Annotated in this window: 22 protein-coding genes; 8 read left to right on the top strand and 14 right to left on the bottom strand. The window is 70.7% G+C overall.

Annotated elements, in window-relative coordinates; all coding sequences use genetic code 11:
• The first annotated feature begins 36 nt into the window (after positions 1-36).
• Positions 37-1,314 (top strand): glycosyltransferase family 4 protein, encoded by a 1,278-nt coding sequence (locus BLV96_RS41570; RefSeq protein WP_086680690.1) that lies wholly within the window; start codon positions 37-39, stop codon positions 1,312-1,314.
• A gap of 12 nt (positions 1,315-1,326) precedes the next feature.
• Here BLV96_RS41570 and BLV96_RS51360 read toward each other — a convergent pair whose 3' ends face one another.
• Entirely contained in the window at positions 1,327-1,455 is a 129-nt protein-coding gene (locus BLV96_RS51360; protein ID WP_279627571.1) for a hypothetical protein, read from the bottom strand.
• A gap of 119 nt (positions 1,456-1,574) precedes the next feature.
• Complete coding sequence (locus BLV96_RS41565) at positions 1,575-2,354, bottom strand: class I SAM-dependent methyltransferase (RefSeq protein WP_086680721.1); 780 nt, start codon at positions 2,352-2,354, stop codon at positions 1,575-1,577.
• 143 nt (positions 2,355-2,497) lie between these two features.
• Here BLV96_RS41565 and BLV96_RS41560 point away from each other — a divergent pair, with 143 nt between their 5' ends.
• Positions 2,498-2,911 carry a hypothetical protein gene (locus tag BLV96_RS41560; protein WP_086680693.1) on the top strand — a complete coding sequence of 138 codons (414 nt, stop codon included), beginning with the start codon at positions 2,498-2,500 and terminating at the stop codon, positions 2,909-2,911.
• Here the strand turns inward: BLV96_RS41560 and BLV96_RS41555 are convergent.
• Complete coding sequence (locus BLV96_RS41555) at positions 2,908-3,366, bottom strand: nuclear transport factor 2 family protein (protein ID WP_086680695.1); 459 nt, start codon at positions 3,364-3,366, stop codon at positions 2,908-2,910. The two genes, BLV96_RS41560 and BLV96_RS41555, sit on opposite strands and share 4 nt — an antisense overlap.
• A gap of 82 nt (positions 3,367-3,448) precedes the next feature.
• On the opposite strand from BLV96_RS41555, the gene BLV96_RS41550 reads away from it, so the two are divergent.
• Positions 3,449-3,979 carry a TetR/AcrR family transcriptional regulator gene (locus tag BLV96_RS41550; RefSeq protein WP_086680697.1) on the top strand — a complete coding sequence of 177 codons (531 nt, stop codon included), beginning with the start codon at positions 3,449-3,451 and terminating at the stop codon, positions 3,977-3,979.
• Here the strand turns inward: BLV96_RS41550 and BLV96_RS41545 are convergent.
• The 4 genes from BLV96_RS41545 to aceA form a co-directional block, all read right to left on the bottom strand.
• On the bottom strand, positions 3,970-4,830 hold the full coding sequence (locus BLV96_RS41545; RefSeq protein WP_086680698.1) for a hypothetical protein: 861 nt from the start codon (positions 4,828-4,830) through the stop codon (positions 3,970-3,972). The two genes, BLV96_RS41550 and BLV96_RS41545, sit on opposite strands and share 10 nt — an antisense overlap.
• 10 nt (positions 4,831-4,840) lie before the next feature.
• Positions 4,841-5,332, bottom strand: coding sequence for a SigE family RNA polymerase sigma factor (locus tag BLV96_RS41540; protein ID WP_086680700.1), 492 nt, complete (start codon positions 5,330-5,332; stop codon positions 4,841-4,843).
• Positions 5,333-5,517: 185 nt separating this feature from the next.
• Positions 5,518-7,125, bottom strand: a complete 1,608-nt coding sequence (aceB, locus tag BLV96_RS41535; RefSeq protein ID WP_086680702.1) for a malate synthase A — start codon at positions 7,123-7,125, stop codon at positions 5,518-5,520.
• A 92-nt stretch (positions 7,126-7,217) separates the two neighbouring features.
• Positions 7,218-8,498, bottom strand: coding sequence for an isocitrate lyase (gene aceA / locus BLV96_RS41530; RefSeq protein WP_086680704.1), 1,281 nt, complete (start codon positions 8,496-8,498; stop codon positions 7,218-7,220).
• A gap of 227 nt (positions 8,499-8,725) precedes the next feature.
• On the opposite strand from aceA, the gene BLV96_RS41525 reads away from it, so the two are divergent.
• Positions 8,726-10,150: a short-chain fatty acyl-CoA regulator family protein gene (locus tag BLV96_RS41525; RefSeq protein ID WP_086680705.1), complete on the top strand. Its 1,425-nt coding sequence runs from the start codon at positions 8,726-8,728 to the stop codon at positions 10,148-10,150.
• Here the strand turns inward: BLV96_RS41525 and BLV96_RS41520 are convergent.
• Together BLV96_RS41520 and BLV96_RS41515 are read right to left on the bottom strand one after the other, a co-directional pair.
• A complete protein-coding gene (locus tag BLV96_RS41520) occupies positions 10,140-11,123 on the bottom strand; it encodes a hypothetical protein (RefSeq protein ID WP_086680707.1) in 984 nt (327 codons plus the stop codon). The two genes, BLV96_RS41525 and BLV96_RS41520, sit on opposite strands and share 11 nt — an antisense overlap.
• Positions 11,120-11,608, bottom strand: a complete 489-nt coding sequence (locus tag BLV96_RS41515; RefSeq protein ID WP_086680723.1) for a SigE family RNA polymerase sigma factor — start codon at positions 11,606-11,608, stop codon at positions 11,120-11,122. Before BLV96_RS41515 ends, BLV96_RS41520 begins: the two co-directional genes overlap by 4 nt.
• A 90-nt stretch (positions 11,609-11,698) precedes the next feature.
• Between BLV96_RS41515 and ilvA the strand changes: the two genes are divergently transcribed.
• Entirely contained in the window at positions 11,699-12,955 is a 1,257-nt protein-coding gene (gene ilvA / locus BLV96_RS41510; protein ID WP_086680709.1) for a threonine ammonia-lyase IlvA, read from the top strand.
• 20 nt (positions 12,956-12,975) lie between these two features.
• On the top strand, positions 12,976-13,542 hold the full coding sequence (locus tag BLV96_RS41505) for an NADAR family protein (RefSeq protein ID WP_086680711.1): 567 nt from the start codon (positions 12,976-12,978) through the stop codon (positions 13,540-13,542).
• A 1-nt stretch (position 13,543) separates the two neighbouring features.
• Here the strand turns inward: BLV96_RS41505 and BLV96_RS41500 are convergent, their stop codons facing one another.
• Positions 13,544-14,920, bottom strand: a complete 1,377-nt coding sequence (locus tag BLV96_RS41500) for an alpha/beta fold hydrolase (RefSeq protein WP_086680713.1) — start codon at positions 14,918-14,920, stop codon at positions 13,544-13,546.
• 362 nt (positions 14,921-15,282) lie between these two features.
• The gene (locus BLV96_RS41495) at positions 15,283-15,987 is read right to left on the bottom strand and encodes a FadR/GntR family transcriptional regulator (protein ID WP_086680715.1); all 705 of its coding nucleotides are present in this window, start codon (positions 15,985-15,987) and stop codon (positions 15,283-15,285) included.
• 75 nt (positions 15,988-16,062) lie between these two features.
• Here BLV96_RS41495 and BLV96_RS41490 point away from each other — a divergent pair, with 75 nt between their 5' ends.
• Both BLV96_RS41490 and BLV96_RS41485 read left to right on the top strand, forming a co-directional pair.
• Positions 16,063-16,938 (top strand): carbon-nitrogen hydrolase family protein, encoded by an 876-nt coding sequence (locus BLV96_RS41490; RefSeq protein WP_086680725.1) that lies wholly within the window; start codon positions 16,063-16,065, stop codon positions 16,936-16,938.
• Positions 16,935-18,260: an APC family permease gene (locus BLV96_RS41485; protein ID WP_086680717.1), complete on the top strand. Its 1,326-nt coding sequence runs from the start codon at positions 16,935-16,937 to the stop codon at positions 18,258-18,260. Before BLV96_RS41490 ends, BLV96_RS41485 begins: the two co-directional genes overlap by 4 nt.
• A gap of 1 nt (position 18,261) precedes the next feature.
• On the opposite strand, the gene BLV96_RS41480 is transcribed toward BLV96_RS41485, so the two are convergent.
• From BLV96_RS41480 to BLV96_RS41470, 3 genes are read right to left on the bottom strand one after another with little or no spacing between them, the layout of a single operon-like run.
• Entirely contained in the window at positions 18,262-18,639 is a 378-nt protein-coding gene (locus tag BLV96_RS41480; RefSeq protein WP_091390303.1) for a DUF6234 family protein, read from the bottom strand.
• A gap of 2 nt (positions 18,640-18,641) precedes the next feature.
• On the bottom strand, positions 18,642-19,019 hold the full coding sequence (locus tag BLV96_RS41475; RefSeq protein ID WP_086678306.1) for a hypothetical protein: 378 nt from the start codon (positions 19,017-19,019) through the stop codon (positions 18,642-18,644).
• A gap of 43 nt (positions 19,020-19,062) precedes the next feature.
• The gene (locus BLV96_RS41470; RefSeq protein WP_086678307.1) at positions 19,063-19,815 is read right to left on the bottom strand and encodes an acyltransferase; all 753 of its coding nucleotides are present in this window, start codon (positions 19,813-19,815) and stop codon (positions 19,063-19,065) included.
• Positions 19,816-19,824 lie beyond the last annotated feature (9 nt).

Here is a 19,824-nt window from a genome sequence, read left to right as displayed (position 1 = left end):
CGCCGACCCCTTGCGACTCGCGAGTAACCTCTGCCCATGCGTGTGCTGATGCTGTCCTGGGAGTACCCGCCAGTGGCCATCGGTGGCCTGGCGCGGCACGTGCACGCGCTCGCCACGCACCTGGCCGGCCAGGGTCACGAGGTCGTCGTCCTGTGCCGGCACGCCGCGGGCACCGACGCCGGGACGCACCCGCGCACCGACCGCGTCGTCGAGGGCGTGCGGGTCATCCGGGTCGCCGAGGACCCGATGCACGTGACGTTCGAACGCGACCTCGTCGCCTGGACGCTGGCCATGGGGCACGCCATGATCCGCGCCGCCCACGACCTGCTGCGCGGCTGGCAGCCCGATGTCGTGCACGCGCACGACTGGCTGGTCGCGCACCCCGCCATCGCGATCGCCGAGGCCGCGCGGGTGCCGCTGGTCGGCACGATCCACGCGACCGAGGCCGGGCGGCACTCCGGCTGGCTGTCGCACCCGTTGAACCAGCAAGTTCACTCGGTCGAGTGGTGGCTGGCGAATCGGGCCGACGCGCTGATCACCTGTTCGCAGGCCATGCGCCGCGAGGTCGCGCACCTCTTCGAGGTCGAGGCCGCGGACGTCACGGTGATCCACAACGGCATCGAGGAGCGCGGCTGGCAGGTGCCGGCGGACGAGATCGCGCGCGCCCGCGAGGTCTACAGCCCGGCCGGTGCGCCGCTGTTGCTCTATTTCGGACGACTCGAGTGGGAGAAGGGCGTGCAGGACCTGCTCGCCGCGCTCCCCCGGATCCGGCGTCGTCATCCGGGGACGCGTGTGGTCGTCGCCGGAAAAGGACGACACTTCGACGAGCTGGTCGAACAGTCGCGGAAGCTGCGGGTGCGGCGGGCGGTCGACTTCGTCGGGCACCTGTCCGACCGCGACCTGCGGGCGGCGCTGGCGGCGGCCGACGCGGTCGTGCTGCCCAGCCGGTACGAGCCGTTCGGGATCGTCGCGCTGGAGGCCGCGGCCGCGAAGGCGCCGCTGGTGGCGTCGACGGCCGGCGGGCTCGGGGAGGTCGTCGTGCACGGCGAGACCGGGCTCGCGTTCAGTCCGGGCGATGTCGCGGAACTGGCCAACGCGGTGACGGCCGTGCTCGGTGACGCCGACGCGGCGGCCGAGCGGGCGCGGGCGGCGCAGTCCCGGCTGGCCGCGGACTTCGACTGGGGCCGGATCGCGGAAGCGACCGTCGCGGTCTACCGGCGGGCGAAACCGGGCGAGCCGGTGGAGCTGCCGCGGCCGAAGATCGCGACCGGCAACGCCTTCGAGCCCGTCGCCGCCGGGGTGCCCGAACTGTAGGTAGCGGCCCGCTCAGAAGTGGCAGGGCCGGACGCAGTCCGGGCGGGCCGCGGTGGGCGCGGCCGTCGTGACCACGGCACCGAACGAAAACGACAACGCCACGAAAACGACGGCGGCGACGGCTCTCAACCTGCTGGTCATGGGGACTCCTCGGGGTGGCCGGCGCAGGGGCGCGCCTGGCAGCGAGCATCCGCGCCGGTTCCCGGAGAAACAATAAGCGGAACAGTACGGACCGGTACCCATTCGCCTTGCGTGATCGGTCAGCGGGTGCCCGTCAAGACGCGGACCCGGACCTGTTCCCGCAGTGGTCCGAACGGCGACAACGCCTCCCGGACGCGCTCGGTGAACGCCGGCCGCTCCTCGGCCGCGGGCAGCTGCGCCGGGCTCATGGCCGAAAAAACGCCACCGGCGATCTCGTCGATGCTCAACGCGGCGTCGTACGAAATGACCTGGGATTCGACCACGTACCCCGCGGCCGAGAGGGCGTCCGCGTACCGCTCTTGGCTCGCCGAGTCCGTGCCGCACGTCCGGTGCAGCGGTGTCCCCAGAAACGACGACAGCACCTCTCGCAGCGCCGCCGACCACGCCGTGTCCTGGAGCCAAAGCGGCTCGCCGTTCGTCACCACCGCGATGCCGCCGCCCGGGCGCAGCAGCGAACGCACCGTCGTGAACAGCCGCTCGTGGTCCATCCAGTGCAACGCCTGCGCCACCGTCACCGCGGCCAGCCGGCCCGGGCCGACGACCGGCGTCAACGCTTCGAGGTCGCCGTCCGCGCCCAGGAGCCAGCTCACGTTCGGCGCCGGCGTCGCCGCGCGGGCCTGCGCGAGCATCGCCGGTTCCGGATCCATGCCGAGCACCGCGCCCACCCGGGGCGCCAGGACCCGGGTGAGCTGGCCGGTGCCGCAGCCGAGGTCGAGCACGACGTCCTCGCGCGTCAACGCGAACGACGTCGTCAGCGCGTCCGCCACCGCGTCCGGGTAGCCGCGGCGGAACCGCTGGTAGTACTCGCTCACTTCGCCGCCGAACGCCGATTCCGTCATGGCCCCGAGCATGCCCGCGCGCCGACGCCGGCGGGCGCGGTTACGCGGCGAGCGGACTCGAGCGTCACAGTCGGATCTCGACCGGCAACCCCCTGGCCTGCGCAAACGCCCTGTCTGCACGAACCGGACTCCGGAGGTCAACCATGAAGATCGTCGCCCTCACCGCCGCGTGCCTGCTCGTGCTCACGCCGGCGGCCGCCGCGCAGACCACGTCACCACCGCTGCCCACCTGGCTGCGGTTGTCCGTCCACAGCGGACATCCCGGCGAGAAGGTCTCCCTCACCGTCGCCTGCGATGGTGAAGCGGGCCCGGTCACGACCCAGGCGCTGCGCATCACGACACCCCCGGCCCCCGACGCCGAAGGACATCAGCCGTGGGCGTTGTTCGGCGAAAGCGTCGTCGCCGCCGTCGCGCCCGGCACCTACCCGGTTTCCTTCCGCTGCGCGGGAAAACCCGTCACCGTGCGCTTCACGGTCTTGGCGGCGAAGTCGGGGCCCGGCCAGGTGAAGGTCGTTCCGCAGGGTGCGCCCCGGACCGAGGACGGCTCGGCCGCCTAGAAGACCGGCAGCAGGACGCCGTGCTCGGACTCCGGGCGCGGGCCGAAGATCCGCCGGTCCGACGCGTCGATCGGCACGTCGTTGATGCTCGCCTCGCGCCGGCGCATCAGGCCTTCGTCGCTGAACTCCCACAGCTCGTTGCCGTAGCTGCGGAACCACTGCCCGTCGGCGTTGCGGGACTCGTACTGGAACCGGACGCCGATGCGGTTGCCGCGGAAGCCCCACAGCTCCTTGCGCAACGCGTAGTCCAGTTCGCGCTCCCACTTCGCTGTCAGGAACCTGACGATCTCCGCACGTCCGACGACGTGCCGGTCGCGGTTGCGCCACACCGAATCCTCCGTGTAGGCCAGCGAGACCTTCTCGGGGTCGCGGGTGTTCCACGCGTCCTCGGCGGCTTGGACCTTCTGGCGGGCGGTGTCCTCGTCGAACGGCGGGAACGGTGGACGCGGGCTCATGAGCACTCCCTTGAAGACGTAGAGAACGTGCGTTCTCCAGTAGTCTAGAGAACGCCCATTCTCCGCACCAGAGGTAGGTGACATGACCCCTACGGAGGCGACCGACCGGCTGCTCGAAGCCGCCGAGGAGCTGTTCTACGCCCACGGCGTCCAAGCGGTCGGGATGGACGCCGTCCGCGCGCGCTCGGGCGTCTCGCTCAAACGGCTCTACCAAACCTTCCCGGCGAAGAACGACCTGGTCGAGGCCTACCTCCGGCGTCGCGACGAGCGCTGGCGGGCGTCGTTGCGCGAATTCGTCCACACGCGCGGTGACGATCCGCTCGCCGTGTTCGACTGGCTGCACGCCTGGTTTTCCGAGCCCGGCTTCCGCGGCTGCGCGTTCATCAACTCCTTCGGCGAGTTCGGCGAGCCGGCCCCGGGCGTCGCGGCGGCGATCCGCGAGCACAAGGACGACGTCCGGGCCTACCTGCGTGGTCTCGTTTCCGGCGAAACGCTCGCCGACCAGCTGTTCGCGCTGGTCGAAGGCGCGACCGTGCTCGCCGCGATCACCGGCAACCCGGGCGAAGCGAGCACGGCCCGCGAAGCCGCGAAGGCCCTCTTGGCTCAGGGGTAGAGCGTCAGCCCCGGATCGAGGGCGATGTCGGTCAGCTGGGCGAGGCTCAGCGGCGGCGACGGCATGTCCGGCCCGTCCGGGTGATTCTTCTTGGCGTCGTCGGCGACGTTCTGCGCCTCCACCATGACGCCCGTGCCGTCGAGTTTGGTGACGTTCGTCCGGTTGAACGTCGCCTGCCCCGGAGAGCTGAGCGTTTCCTCGACGACAATCTCGCCGTGCGGCCCGGCCTTCCGCTCGCACGACTGCTGCATGTTCTCGGGCGGATCGCCGCACTCGGTGGCCGGCGTGGCGTGGCCGCCGAGCCGGGTGACGATCGCCCAGATGTTGCCCTTGCGCGGGCCTTCGGCCGTCGTCGCCGCGGCCAGGAAGTAGTCCTCGCCGCCGCTGCAGTAACCGTCGTGCGCCACTTGCGCGGAAAACACGTGGAAGAAGGTCAGTGGCCCGTGCTGCTTCCCCTTCGGGTATTCGCCTTCGGCGTGCGGCTGCAGCTTCGTCCCGTACGCGACCTTCTGCTGGACGGCCGCGGTCAACACCCCGGTGAGCCGGTTCGCCGCGACGTCGGTCTTCTCCGGGATCGGCGGCCCGGTCTGCGGCGGAAACGGACTGACCGCGCACGGATCCGGCGAGGCCGGAGGCGGGTTGGCCGGCACCAGAACCGTGCCCCGTTCACCGGGCGCGAACACGAAAGCCGCGCCGACGACCACCGCCGCCACGCCCGCCCCCGCGGCCGTCCACGGGATCGCCACCCGCCGCACCCGCGCACGCCGGCGTTCGCGGTCCAGCACCGCTTCGACGTCCACTGTGGACACCGGGACGGCGCCGATCGCCGCGTCGAACTGTTCCCTGCTCACGGCTCCTCCTTCAGCTCTGGCTCGCGGCGACGAGCGCGCGCAGCGCGTCGAGCCCCCGCGCGGTCTGGCTCTTGACGGTTCCGGGCGAACACTCGAGGACCTCGGCGGTTTCTTCGACCGACAGGTCGCAGTAGTAGCGCAGCACCACCGCGGCCCGGCGCCGCGGCGGCAGCGCGTCGAGCAGTTCGAGCAGGCCGAGCCGTTCGACGACGTCGTCGCCGGGCGGCACCGCGGGTTCCGGCAGCGTCTCGGCCGGTTCTTCCCGCCGCCACGCCCGGGCCTTCTCGTCCAGCCACGTCCGCACCAGGATCCGGCGCACGTACGCGTCGACGTGCGCCATCCGCCGCGCCCGCGGCCAGTGCCGGTACAGCTTGCCGATCGTGATCGACACCAGGTCGTCGGCGAGGTGCCAGTCCCGGCACAGCAGGAAGCCCGTCCGGCGCAGGACGTCCATCCGGGCCGTGACGTAGTCGCGGAACCCCGCCTCTTCCGACCGCTTCACGCGTTCCTCCTCGTCGCCCCCACACCCGCTTCAACGGGGCAGGCGAACGCGGAGGTTGCCCGGAACGCGAAAAAACCGGTCCGGCGACGGGGAGCCACCGTCGCCGGACCGGTTTCGAACCACACCATCCCAACCAGTGTGGTGTCCGGGAACCCCTCGTCAGGTAGGGGTTCCCGGAGCCCCTGCTACCGGGCGTCTGTGAGGTACCGCGCGTAGGCACCCGTGGTGAGGAAGCTCGGCAGCTTCTCCCCCAGCGCGGTTTCGGTGAAGATTTCGTAGGCGTCGTCGAGGCGGTTGCCGGTGCCCAGTTCAGTGCGGACCGACGCGAGCTCCTCGTCCAGGAACTCGACCGCCAGCTCGCGGGTAAGCGCCGTGCCGTCCTCGAGCTTCGTGCCGTTGCGGATCCACTGCCAGACTTGGCACCGCGCGATTTCCGCGGTGGCCGCGTCCTCCATCAAGTTGTGGATCGCCGCCGCGCCGGTGCCGCGCAGCCACGCGTCGACGTACCGCAGCGCGACGTTGATGTTCGCGCGCACGCCCGCTTCGGTGACCTCGCCGCCGGCGCTCGCCACGTCGAGGAGGTCCTCGGCGGTGACGTGGACGTCCTCGCGCAGCTTGCCGAGCTGGTTGGGCCAGCCGCCGAGCACGCCGTCGAAGACCTCGCGGCAGATCGGGACCAGGCCCGGGTGCGCGACCCAGGAGCCGTCGAAACCGTCGCCGGCCTCGCGTTCCTTGTCGGCGCGGACCTTCTCGGCGGCGATCTCGTTGACCGAAGGGTCCTTGCTCGGGATGAACGCGGCCATGCCGCCGATGGCGTGCGCGCCGCGCTGGTGGCAGGTGCTGACCAGCAGCTCGGTGTAGGCCCGCATGAACGGCACGGTCATCGTGACCTGCGCGCGGTCCGGCAGCACGAAGTCGGCGCCGTGCGCGGCGAAGTTCTTGATGAGGCTGAAGATGTAGTCCCACCGGCCGGCGTTCAGGCCTGCGGCGTGCTCGCGCAGCTCGTAGAGGATCTCGTCCATCTCGAACGCAGCGGTGATCGTCTCGATCAGCACGGTCGCGCGGATCGTGCCGCGCGGGATGCCGAGCTCGCGCTGTGCCATCAGGAAGACGTCGTTCCACAGCCGCGCTTCGAGGTGGTTCTCCAGCTTCGGCAGGTAGAAGTACGGGCCGACGCCGCGGGCGAGCAGCTGGCGCGCGTTGTGGAAGAAGTACAGGCCGAAGTCGACCAGGCTCGCCGACACCGGACGGCCGTCGATGCGGATGTGCTTCTCCACGAGGTGCCAGCCGCGGGGGCGCGCGACGATCGTCGCGGGCTCGTCGCCGATCGTGTATCGCTTGCCGGCCTCGGTGGTGAAGTCGATGTTGCGGCGGATGGCGTCGTGGAGGTTGAGCTGGCCGTCGATGACGTTGTGCCACGTCGGCGACGTCGCGTCCTCGAAGTCCGCCAGCCAGACCTTGGCGCCGGAGTTCAGCGCGTTAACGGTCATCTTGCGGTCGGTCGGGCCGGTGATCTCGACGCGGCGGTCTTCCAGGCCGGGCGCGGTCGGGGCGACGTGCCACGACTTGTCCTCGCGCACCCGGCGCGTCTCGGGCAGGAAGCCGAGCGGCTTCTCGCCGGACTGCAGTTCCTCGCGCCGCACGCGGCGGGCGTCGAGCAGCTCGCGCCGGCGGCCGGCGAACGTGTTGTCCAGCTTGGCCAGGAAGTCGAGTGCCGCCGGGGTCAGGATCTCCGCGAACCGGCCCTCGACCGGCCCGGTGACCTCGATGCGGTAGTTCAGCCGATCAACCATGGGGTGCCTCCACGAGCTGTGCAGGGAAGGGAAGAAGGGAGGGACGCGGCCTGACGACGGGAGGGGGTGCCGCCGTCAGGCCGCGGCCGGGATCAGTGGAACTGGGCCTCTTCGGTGGAGCCCTTGAGCGCGGTGGTCGAGCTCTCCGGGTTCAGCGCCGTCGCGACGTTGTCGAAGTAGCCGGTGCCGACCTCGCGCTGGTGCTTGGTCGCGGTGTAGCCACGGCTCTCCGAGGAGAACTCGCGCTCCTGCAGGTCGACGTAGGCGGTCATGCCTTCACGGGCGTAGCCGTGCGCCAGGTCGAACATCGAGTAGTTCAGCGCGTGGAAGCCGGCGAGGGTGATGAACTGGAACTTGTAGCCCATGTGGCCGAGCTCGCGCTGGAACTTCGCGATCGTCGCGTCGTCCAGGTGCTTCTTCCAGTTGAACGACGGCGAGCAGTTGTAGGCCAGCATCTGGTCCGGGAACTTCGCCTTGATGGCCTCGGCGTACTTGCGCGCCACCTCGAGGTCCGGCTCCGAGGTCTCCATCCAGAGCAGGTCGGCGTACTGGCTGTAGGCCAGGCCGCGCTCGATGCAGGGCTCGATGCCGTTGCGGACCTCGTAGAAGCCCTCGGCGGTGCGGCCGCCGGTGAGGAACTGCTGGTCGCGCTCGTCGACGTCGCTGGTCAGCAGCGTCGCGGCCTGCGCGTCGGTGCGGGCGACGACCAGGGTCGGCACGTTCAGCACGTCGGACGCGAGCCGCGCGGCGTTCAGCGTGCGCTCGTGCTGCTTGGTCGGGATGAGGACCTTGCCGCCGAGGTGGCCGCACTTCTTCTCCGACGCGAGCTGGTCTTCCCAGTGCACGCCCGCGGCGCCGGCGGCGATCATGCCCTTCATCAGCTCGAACGCGTTGAGGGGACCGCCGAAGCCGGCCTCGGCGTCGGCGACGATCGGGGCGAACCAGTCGATGTCCGTGTTGCCCTCGGCCCAGTTGATCTGGTCCGCGCGGCCCAGCGCGTTGTTGATGCGGCGGACCACGGCCGGCACCGAGTTGGCCGGGTAGAGGCTCTGGTCCGGGTAGGTCTGGCCGGACAGGTTGGCGTCGGCCGCGACCTGCCAGCCGGACAGGTAGATCGCCTGCAGGCCGGCGCGCACCTGCTGGACGGCCTGGTTACCGGTCAGCGCACCCAGCGCGTGGATGTAGTCCTCGGTGTGCAGGAGGTCCCACAGCTTCTCCGCGCCGCGGCGGGCCAGGGTGTGCTCCTCGACGACGCTGCCGCGCAGCTTGATCACGTCTTCGGCCGAGTAGGAGCGCTGCACGCCCGCCCAGCGGGAGTCGTTCGCCCACTGCGCCGCCAGCTCCGCGGCCGCCTGCTTGGCCTGTTCCGTCATCGGTTCTCCCGGTGTTGCGAAGTTTGCGATTGCTCGCCTTGCTTGATCCGACCCTGACATGCCAGCGAAAACGGGGTCCAGTTGTCCAAGTTGCCAATTTGTGCGAAGGTACGTACGCTCTTTGCAAAGGTTGCGAATCGCCTGGTTCGCAGCGAGGCGAAAATCCGCGTTCTTGACCGTTCACGTAACCGTTCAGGACCGGAAACCTTCCGGAGAGGTGGGCAAGAATGGAGAAGACTTTCGCCGGAGCGCGGTTGCGCCATCTGCGCGAAAGCCGGGCGATGAGCCAGGCCGACCTCGCTCGTGTGCTGGAGATCTCACCCAGCTACCTCAACCAGATCGAGCACAACTCGCGCCCGCTGACCGTCCCGGTGCTGCTGCGGATCACGCAGGCGTTCGGCGTCGACACGGAGTTCTTCGCCAACAACGACACGTCCCGGCTGGTCGCCGACGTCAAGGAAGCCCTGCTCGACGAGGTCCTGGGCATCGACGTCACCACCAGCGAACTCAGCGAGCTGGCGACGAACCTCCCGGCGATCGCGCAGGCACTGGTCAAGCTGCACCGCAGCTACCGCAACGCCGTCGAGAGCACGGCCGCGCTGACCACCGAAAACGGCCTGGGCCTGCACGGCAGCGCGGCGGCGCCACTGCCCCACGAGGAGGTTCGCGACTTCTTCTACGAGCGCGAGAACTACGTCGCCGAGCTGGACGAACGCGCCGAGAAGATGGCCAACGACATCCCGCTGCAGCGCGGTCAGGTGCTCGGCGCGTTGAAGGAACGGCTGTGGCAGCGCTACGGCGTCGAGGTGACCAGCGACGGGATCGACGAATCCGCCGGTCAGCAGCACCGCTACGAGCCGGTGACGCGGGTGCTGCGGCTGGCGCCCAGCCTGCGGGTCGGCCAGCAGGCGTTTCGCATGGCTTCGCAGATCGCGCTGCTCGAGTACGACGACCTGATCACCGAGCTGGCCGACTCGTGGGCGTTCTCCGGCCCGGCCGCGCGGTCGCTGGCCCGCGTCGGCCTGGCGAACTACTTCGCCGGGGCGCTGATCCTCCCCTATGGACCGTTCCTGGCCGCGGCCGAGCGGTTCCGCTACGACATCGAGCGGCTGTGCGACCACTACGGCGTCGGCTTCGAGACCGTGTGCCACCGGCTGTCCACTTTGCAACGGCCGAAGCAGCGCGGGGTGCCGTTCTCGTTCGTGCGGGTGGACCGGGCGGGGAACATGTCGAAGCGCCAGTCCGCGGCGGGCTTCCACTTCTCGCGGGTCGGCGGCGCCTGTCCCCTGTGGAACATCTACGAGGCGTTCACCCAGCCGGGGAAGATCCTGACGCAGATCGCGACGCTGCCGGACGGCAAGAGCTACTTCTGGATCGCGCGCACGGTGTCACGCAACATCGGCGGGTACGGCAGCCCGGGCAAGACGTTCACCGTGGGCCTGGGCTGCGAACTCCGCCACGCGGGCCGGCTCGTCTACTCGACCGGGCTCGACCTGGACGAGCCGGCCGCCGCGACGCCCATCGGGATGGGCTGCAAAGTCTGCGAACGGCCGGCTTGCTCCCAGCGCGCGTTCCCGACGATCGGCAAGCAGCTCACCGTCGACGAGAACACGAGCACCTTCGTCCCCTACCCGGCGGTGCCTAAGGGCTGAGCACGTGCGTCGTCCACTTCGACTCGTCCGGGCCGAGCAGCGTGATCCGGCTCAGCAGTTCCTGCTCGGTGACGCCCGCCGCCTGCGGCTTGTCGATCCCGACGCAGGCCTCGAGCCCGTTCTTCTTCACGCACCGCGGCACGCCGAGGCCGTCCTTGCGGCTGGACCCGGGCGGAGCGACGTTGATCGTCACCAGCGCCCCGTTCGCCGAGTACTGGAGCACCAGCTTCCAGGGGACGCCGTCCTGGTCCGGCCGCCGGGACGTGTAGGCGTCGGACAGGTGGAACGCCGGCGGGAGGCTGCTGATGTGCAGCGGCAGGGGTACGGCCCGGGGACCGAAAGTCACCTCGCCGGCCACTCGCACCAGCGCCTGCTGCAGGTCGGGCCGGGCGAGGTAGTACGTGTGCAGCTCGGCCCAGCGCCCGTCCGGGGTCGGCCAGCGCAGGTAGCTGTCGCCGTGGTTGAGGGGGTCGTTCGCGTCGGCCGTGATCCAGTGGCCGGCGCGGCCGCCGACCTGCTGCGGGACCTGCTTCGGCGTGCCGCTCAGGTCGCGCGGCGCGGCCGGTTCGCGGTCGTACACCGACAGCCACAGCATCGGCGGCAGGTCACCGCGGCCGATGGCCAAGACCGTGTCGCCGTGTCCGCCCGCGGCGTACTCGATGCCCGTGACCTCCTCCGGCAGCCAGCCGAAGCTCGCCTTCGCGACCAGCGGGTTGTCGGTGGGCGACGGCGCGACGGGGGCCGGTGTGGGCAGGACGGCGGGCGGCGCGGGCGGAGGCGTGGGCCGGAACACCGACACGGCCGTCAGGCCCGCGGCCGTCACCACCGCGGCACACCCGACCACCAGCGCCGTGGTTCGCGCGCGGCGACGGCGTCCCCCGTTGCGGCGAGCGCGGTCGATGTCGATCCGGGCCGGCGGCGCGGGCGCGTCGGCGAGTTCCTTCAGCTGGGTGGCCAGCTCGTGGTCGGTCATGCTCGTCCCTCCCGGATGGGGTCGCCCAGCAGCTCGCGCAGTGTTTCCACGGCCTTCGCGGTCTGGCTCTTGACGGTGCCTTCGGAGCAGCCCAGCGCCCGCGCGGTGTCCGCGACCGAAAGGTCGCCGAAGTAGCGGAGGACGACGGTCGCGCGCTGGCGGGCGGGCAACCGGTCCAGCGCGGCCCGCAGGTCGAGCGCCGCGTCGACGTCCGAACCGGGCGCGGGCCGCTCGTGGTCGGTGCCCCGCAGGTCGACCCGGCGCCACCACGACGTCCGTTGTTCGGCGATGAACGCGTTGACCAGCGTTCGGCGCGCGTAGCCGTCGAGGTTGTCCGCCCGGGCGGCCCGCGGCCAGTTCGCGTAGAGCCGGGTGATCGCCGTCTGGACCAGGTCGTCGGCCCGGTGCCAGTCGCCGCAGAGCAGGTACGCGACCTTGCGGAACCAGCCCGACCGTGCGGTCACGTACTCGGTGAAGTCGTGCACCGGCACCCTCCTCGTCCTGTTCGTCACCCCTTTGATGTGCCCGGAGGCCCGGACGGTTGCCCGGCGCGCGCGAGTCGTAGATTCATCGGGGTGCACGACATCGACACGGTGACCGCGGCGACCATCGAGAAGGCCGCCGAGCGGCTGGCCGGGGTGGTGACCCGCACGCCGCTGGAGCCGAGCGCGCGGCTGTCGTCCCGGGTGGACGCCCAGGTCTGGGTGAAGCGCGAGGACCTGCAGACCGTCCGGTCGTACAAGATCCGCGGCGCGTACAACTTCATCGTCCAGCTCGACGAGCCGACCCGCGCGCTCGGCGTCGTGTGCGCCAGCGCGGGCAACCACGCCCAGGGCGTCGCGTACGCGTGTCGCCGCCTGGGCGCCGACGGACGCGTGTACGTCCCGGGCACCACGCCGCGGCAGAAGCGCGAGCGCATCGCGACGCTCGGCGGCGCGCACATCGAGGTCATCGTCGTCGGCGAGACGTACGAAGACGCCTTCGCCGCGGCCAACGAAGACGCCCAGCGCACCGGCGCGACGCTTGTGCCCGCGTTCGACGACGTCCGCACGGTCGCCGGCCAGGGCACGGTCGCTTTGGAAGTCATCGAGCAGCTCGGCTTCGTGCCGGACGTCGTGGTCGTCCCGGTCGGCGGCGGCGGGCTGCTCGCCGGGGTCGGCAGCTGGCTGCGCGAACGGCATCCGGACGTCCGGGTCGTCGGCGTCGAACCGGCGGGCGCGGCGTGCATGGCGGCCGCTCTTTCGGCCGGGCACCCGGTGCGGCTGCCCGAGCTCGACTCGTTCGTCGACGGCGCCGCGGTGCGCGAGGCGGGCGCGGTCACCTACCCGCTGATCCGCGAGAGCGGCGCCGAGCTGACCTCGGTCGCCGAGGGCGCGATCTGCACCGAGATGCTCGCGATGTACCAGTCCGACGGGATCATCGCCGAGCCCGCGGGCGCGCTCGCGGCGGCGTCGCTCGGCTCGGTGGTCGAGGTCGAGCCGGGGCAGACCGTCGTCGTGGTGGTCTCCGGCGGCAACAACGACGTCAGCCGCTACGGCGAGATCCTCGAACGCTCGCTGATGCACGAAGGGCTGAAGCACTACTTCCTCGTCGGGTTCCCGCAGGAGCCGGGCGCGCTGCGGCGGTTCCTCGAGCAGGTGCTCGGGCCGGAGGACGACATCACGCGCTTCGAGTACGTCAAGCGCACCAACCGGGAGATGGGCCCGGCGCTGGTCGGCATCGAAATCGCCCGGTCATCCGACCTTCCGGGACTGCTGGCCCGGATGGACGCGAGCCCGTTGCAGGTGGAGCGGATCGAGCCGGGCAGCCCCCTGTTCCACTTCCTGCTCTGACCGCGTGGTCCACTAGGCGGATGGTGAAGGTCGACGGGGTCCGCAGTGTCGAGGCATTGCGCGAAAAGGTCCACGAGGGTGCGGAGCCCGAATACCTGCTGTTCTACGGGCACGCGCCCTCGAAGGCCGGCCGGGTGACGGCGAGCTGCCTGAGCCAGTGGTGGGTGGACCCGTTCGAGGCCGACGGCGTCGAGTACCCGACCGCCGAGCACTACATGATGGCGGGCAAGGCGCTGTTGTTCGGCGACGTCGAGAAGGCCGAGCTGATCCGGTCGACGCCCGACCCGAAGACGGCGAAGGTGCTCGGCCGCGAGGTCGCCGGGTTCGACGCGGCGACCTGGGAGCGGCACCGGTTCGACATCGTCGTCGACGGCAACCTGGCCAAGTTCAAGGCCCACCGCGACCTGCGCCGGTTTCTGCTCGGAACCGGCGACGCCGTGCTCGTCGAGGCGTCCAAGAAGGACCTCGTGTGGGGCTCCGGCCTCGCGCGCGAAGAGAAGAACGCGACCAAGCCGGACTACTGGCGCGGGCTGAACCTGCTCGGCTTCGCGCTGATGGAGGTCCGCGAGCAGCTGCGGGTCCGCTGAGTCACACCGGTGCTCCCGGGCAGGACTTCGCCGTCGCTTGGCCCGTGTCGAAGAAAGTGACAGCGGCCTCGGCGCAGGGCAGCGAGGCCAGGGAGCCGTGGACGTCGTCCTCGACGGTCATGAGGGTGCCGCCGATCCTGTCGCGCATCCGGAGCGCCCAGCCGATGGGCGTCACCGGCTCGTAGAGGTGGCCGACGAGCTGCAGCGGGCTTGTCCCTTTTTCGAACGTCCACGGCCGGGCGGCCAGGGGCCAGCCGACGCAGAGCTGTTCGTAGAGGCCGTAGCCACCCGCGACGGGGAGCCGTTCCATCCGGTCGAGGCGGTGCTGCCAGACGGTGTCGAAGTCGCGCGGGCTCGGTGACTCGTTGCAGAGCAGGGCCGTCTGCTGGAAGTGGTTGAACGCTTGCGGCTCGCCGTCCCAGCTTTCCGTGGTCATTTTCCGACTCTCGGCCGTACCACCGTCGCGGAGGGCGGCGAGCTGCGCCGCCAGGCCGGCCCACTCGCGGCGCGGGTTGGCGAGCATGCCGTTGACGGTGGCGCCGTGCTGGTCGCGCAGGTCGAGCAACGCTTTCGCGACGACGGGCTCGGTGGTCCCGAAGTGGTAGACGGCGTCGTAGCGGGCGATCCAGGACGCGAAGTCGTGGAAGGTGTTCTCGCCGGCGGTCGCCTGGTCGTCGTCCATTTCGGTGACACTCAGCTCGGGCGGCATGACCGAGTCGAGCAGCATCTTGTCGACGTGGTCGTCGAAGAGCGACCGGTACTGCGCGCCGAGGGCCGTGCCCCAGGAGACGCCGTAGTAGCCGATCTTGTCCTCGCCGAGGGCCTGCCGGATCCGGTCCATGTCCCGGGCGATGGTCGGCGTGGTCAGGTTCCGGACGAAGTCGCGGTGGGCGTCGACGCAGGCCTGGTTCGCCGCGGCCGCGCGCTCGGCGGCTTCGCGGGCTTTGTCCTTGTCGGTCTCGGGCTCCGGGAAGTCGACGTCGCACGGCAGGTCGGCGCTGTAGCCGACCCCGCGCGGATCGAACCCGACGAGGTCGTGGTGCACGCCGATGCCACCGGCACGACTGGCGGCGATGGTGCGCGGCATGGTCGTGCCGGACTGGCCGGGGCCGCCGGGGTTCAGCAGGACGGCACCGGTTTTCGCACCGGTCGCCTTGACCCGGCTGACGGCGATGTCGATTTTCGGACCACCGGGATCGGCGTAGTCGAGCGGAACGGGCACGAGGGCGCACTCGGTGCGCTGATCATCGGAGTCCCAGCCCTTCGCGACGGCGGAGCAGGGTTGCCAGGAGAGCCCGCCCGCGGCGGCGACCGCGGGCGCGACGGGAACGAGCGCCACGACGGCGAGCAGCGGGACGGCGAACCGGGTGATCGACATGGGCTCAGGCTGCCGGGGTGAGGGTGGCCGGAGATCGGCCGATCAGCCGAGGGTGACGGCCGAGTGGCCATCGATCTCGGACGGGGTGGTCGGATGTCGACCATCACCTGGTCGACCCGACCGCGCCCGCGCGACCGAGCTGCGGTCGACGACCGACCAGCCCCTGGCCGAACCGGCCACGACCGGGCTGCGGAAGGTTCTCGACCATCAGCCGGCCGAGCTGACCAAGCGTGGCCAACCGATGCAGCCGTGGTCGACTTTCGGCCAGCGCCACGTCGACCCTGCCGACCAAGGCGGTGGTCGACTTTCAGCCAACCACGCCGGCCCTGCCGACCAGGGCGTGGACGATCTTCGGCCACCGCTCAACCGAGGCCGACGAACATCGTCTGGTGCAGACCGCGCACGTGCTTTCTCGTCACCCGGGCCGCCGCGTCCGGGTCGCCCGCCGCCAGTGCCTTCACCAGCTTCGCGTGGTCGCGGTTCGACTCGTGCAGCTTCTCCATCGGGTACGGCAAGTAGAACCGGTACAGCTCCGCCAGCACCACCTCGTACTGCGCGACCGCCGGGGCCGGGCCGGGCGCCGCCACCGTTCGGTGGAACTGCGCGTCCAGCTCGTGGAACTCCGCCCAGCCCTTCGCCGAGTCCATGCGCGCGACCAACGTCCGAAGGTGGGGCAGGTCCGGGGACCGTTTCGCCACCAATTGGACCAAGCCCGACTCCAGGACCAGGCGGTGGTCGATCAGGTCACGAACCTCGGCCGCCGACTCGCGGTAGGCGCCGACCTCGCGGACCCGCTCCGCCGGTGGGTCCGCGGCCACCGACGTTCCGCCGCCCCGGCCGCGGCGGCGTTCGATCAAGCCGTCGCCGACCAGGGACTCCAAGGCCCTTCGCACCGTGATCTCCGCGACGCCCAGCGCCCGCGCGATCTCGGCGTTCGCCGGCAGGCGCTCGCCCGGCTTCAGCAAGCCGAGCTCCACCGCGAGCGCGATGCGCGCGCGGACCGTGTCCAACGCGGACAACCGCCGGATGCCGGTCAGGGCCGGGGCGCTCAGGTCTGCCGTCGCCATGAAACGACCGTACCGCACAAACTGCTCATCTTGAGCACTCTTGTTTAAGTGTTCAAGATGGACTATTTTTCGTCCATGCCGCGACCACTGCCGATCGCCCTCGTGCAAGCGCCGCCCCGGCCCGTCGGGGACGGCGGGTTCGCGGGCGAGGTCGAAGCCGTCCTTCGCCGGTTTCCGGACACGCGGCTGGCCGCCTTCCCCGAGCTGCACCTCTGCGGCGTCGACGGCGAAGGCGACGAGCGCACCCGCCGGCTGCGCGAAGCCGCCGAGCCGTTGCACGGAAAACGGACCACGGAACTCGCCGAACTGGCCGGCGACCTCGGGATCTGGCTCGCGCCCGGCACCGTTTGCGAAGCAGGCGACCACGGCGAGCTGTTCAACACCGCCCTGGTCTTTTCCCCGCGAGGCGAGCTGGCCGGCTGGTACCGCAAGGTCTTCCCCTGGCGGCCGCACGAGCCGTACGACCCCGGCGACCGGTTCGTCGTCGCCGACCTGGCCGACGCAGGCCGCGTCGGGTTCTCCATCTGCTACGACGCCTGGTTCCCCGAGGTGACCCGGCACCTCGCCTGGATGGGGGCCGAGCTCGTGCTCAACCCCGTCCAGACCACGACCCCCGACCGCGCGCAGGAGCTCGTCCTGGCCCGGGCGAACGCCATCGTCAACCAGGTGTTCGTCGCCAGCGTGAACACGGCCGGCCCGTTCGGCAGGGGCGACAGCCTGCTCGTCGGGCCCGAAGGCGACGTCCTCGGCGCGTTGCCGGGAACCGGCCACGACGTCCTCGCGCACACCATCGACCTCGACGAGGTCGCCCGCGTCCGCCGCGACGGGACCGCGGGCACCAACCGCGTCTGGGCGCAGTTCACCCCCGGCGACGCGCCGCTACGGCTACCGCTCTACCAGGGCCGGATCGACCCGGACCGCTGGAGCCCACGAGAAGGAGACGACCGATGACCACCACGGGCGCGGCCCCGGCCACCCTGCAGCGCCGGCTCGGCCTGCCCGGCGTCGTCCTGTTCGGGCTCGCCTACATGGCTCCGCTGATCGTGCTCGGCACCTTCGGCATCGTCGCGACGACGACCGACGGCACCGTGCCCTCGGCGTACCTGCTCGCCCTGGTCGCGATGCTGTTCACCGCCGCGAGCTACGGGAAGATGGCCGCCACCCACCCCGTCGCCGGGTCGGCCTACACCTATGTCCGGAAAGCGGTCGACGCCCGCGCCGGGTTCCTCGTCGGGTGGGCGGTGCTGCTCGACTACTTCTTCCTGCCGATGGTGATCTGGCTGATCGGCGGCGCCTACCTCTCCGCCGAGTTCCCGTCGGTGCCCAATTGGATCTGGTTGATCACTTTCATCGCGGTGACGACGATCCTCAACGTCCTCGGCATCAAGATCGCCGAAAAGGCCAACTTCGTCCTGATGGCCTTCCAGATCCTGGTCATCGGCTTCTTCGTCGTTCTTTCGGTCAAGCAGGTCCTGCACGTCGGCGGTTCGCTGGCCAGCGCGCAGCCGTTCTTCCACCCGGGCAGCACGCTGGGCACGATCTCCGGCGGCGCCGCGCTCGCGACCTATTCGTTCCTCGGCTTCGACGCCGTCACGACGTTGACCGAAGAGACGACCGAGCCGCGCCGGACCATCCCGCGCGCCATCCTGCTGACCGCGCTGATCGGGGGCGGCATCTTCGTCGTGCTCGCCTACTTCACCCAGCTCGCGCACCCGGGCAGCGCGTTCACCGACGAGTCGTCCGCCGCGTTCGAAATCGCGACGACGATCGGCGGCAACCTCTTCGCGTCCTTCTTCCTCGCCGGTCTGGTGGTCGCGCAGTTCGCGTCGGGGATCGCCGCGCAGGCGAGCGCGTCGCGGCTGATGTTCGCCATGGGCCGTGACGGCGTGCTGCCGCGGATTTTCGGCAAACTGCAGCCGCGGTTCGCGACGCCGGTGTTCGGCATCGTCCTGACCGGGCTCGTCGGGCTGGTCGCGCTGGCGCTGGACGTCAGCACGTCGACGTCGTTCATCAACTTCGGCGCGTTCACCGCGTTCACGTTCGTCAACGTCAGCGTGCTGGCGACGTGGCTGCGCGACCGGACCGGGAAACGCGTGCTGACCTGGGTGGTCTTCCCGGTGATCGGCGCCGTGGTCGATTTGTGGCTGCTGGTCAACCTCGACGGCATCGCGCTGGTCTTCGGGCTGGTGTGGCTGGCGATCGGCATCGTCGTCCTGGCGGCGATCACCCGCGGCTTCCGGCGGCCGCCGCCGGAGATGACGTTCGAGGAGTAGGTCAGGGGCAGTCGCTCTCGCCGCCGCTGCGCTCGACGCAATGGTTGGGCTCCGGCGGCGGGGGCGGCGCGTGGTGGGTCTGGGCCCAGCGCACCGCCACCACGACGGCGACCACGACGACGCAGCCGCCGTAGAACCAGATCCAGCCCCGCCGGCGCGTGGTCGCCGAAACGACCACGCCCGCCACCGGGATGCCCACACCGAGCCAGGACGCCCAGGTGAAGATCACGCTCGCCGCGACGGGGTCGCCGGAACCAGCCCACAGACCGGACGCCGTCAACGCGCCCTGGAAGAACATCAACGGGACCACGACCAGCAGGACCACGGCGCCGAGCGCGAGGAAGGCCGACGCGGCGACGTCGCGGAAATCGCGCCACACGGTCAGCCGCCCGGGCACTCGTTGCCGCCGCCGCTGCGCTCGACGCAGTGGCGCGGGCCCGGCGGTGGCGGCGGCGCGTGGCGGGCTTCGGAGGCCAGCTCGGCCGCGGTCACCGCGGCGGCCACGGCCAGGCAGATCCCGAAGAACCAGGTCCAGCCCCGCCGGCGCGTGGTCGCCGAGACGACCAGGCCGACCAGCGGCAGTCCCGCGCCGAGCCAGGACGCCCAGGTCAGGTAGCCGCGGGCGCCGTCGCCGACCTCGCCGAACACCGGGATGCTCGCCAGGAAACCCTGCAGGAACAAGAACGGCACGACGAGCAGCAAGCCCACGGCGCACAGCGCCACGACGACCGAAGACCACGCGGTCCGGAGATCCCCCACCCGGCCAGTTTGCCCGGAAAAGGACCACGCGTCCTGAGTAGATCTACTGCTCGAGGGTCTTCTGCAGCGCCTTATTCGCCTTTCGCGCCATGTCGGCGACGGCCTCGCGACGAGCCGCGTCGGCCGCGTAGTCCTCTTCGCGGTTACGCACGACTCGCGCCGGCGCGCCGACCGCGATCGAGTAGTCCGGGATGTCACCACGGACGACCGCGTGCGCGCCCAGCACCGAGCCGCGGCCGATGCGGGTGCCCTTCAGGACGCTGACCTTGGTGCCGAGCCACGTGTCCGGGCCGATGCGGACCGGCGACTTCACGATGCCCTGGTCCTTGATCGGCACGTGGATGTCCGCGATGACGTGGTCGAAGTCACAGATGTACACCCAGTCGGCGACCAGCGTGGCCGCGCCGAGCTCGATGTCGAGGTAGCAGTTGATGACGTTCTGGCGGCCGAACACCGACTTGTCGCCGATCCGCAGCGAACCCTCGTGGCAGCGGATCGCGTTGCCGTCGCCGATGTGGACCCAGCGGCCGATCTCCAGCCGTCCGTAGCCCGGGCGGCAGTGGATCTCGACGTCCTTCCCGAGGAACAGCATCCCGCGCAGGATGATGTGCGGGTTGGCGAGCCGGAACTTGAGCAGCCGGTAGTACCGGACCAGGTACCAGGGCGTGTATGCACGGTTGCGCAGCACCCAGCGCAGCGAGTCGGCGGTCAGGAACTTCGCCTGCCGCGGGTCCTGCCGGGCACGGCGCCAGGCCCGCACCCGCGACAGCGCGGGCGCACCCCACATCGACGTCATGCGAGTGAC

It is taken from the genome of Amycolatopsis pretoriensis (assembly GCF_900107925.1).
Lineage (GTDB): Bacteria > Actinomycetota > Actinomycetes > Mycobacteriales > Pseudonocardiaceae > Amycolatopsis > Amycolatopsis pretoriensis.
Note: the sequence above shows the minus strand (reverse complement) of the source record. Positions and strands in the feature narration are given on the sequence as shown.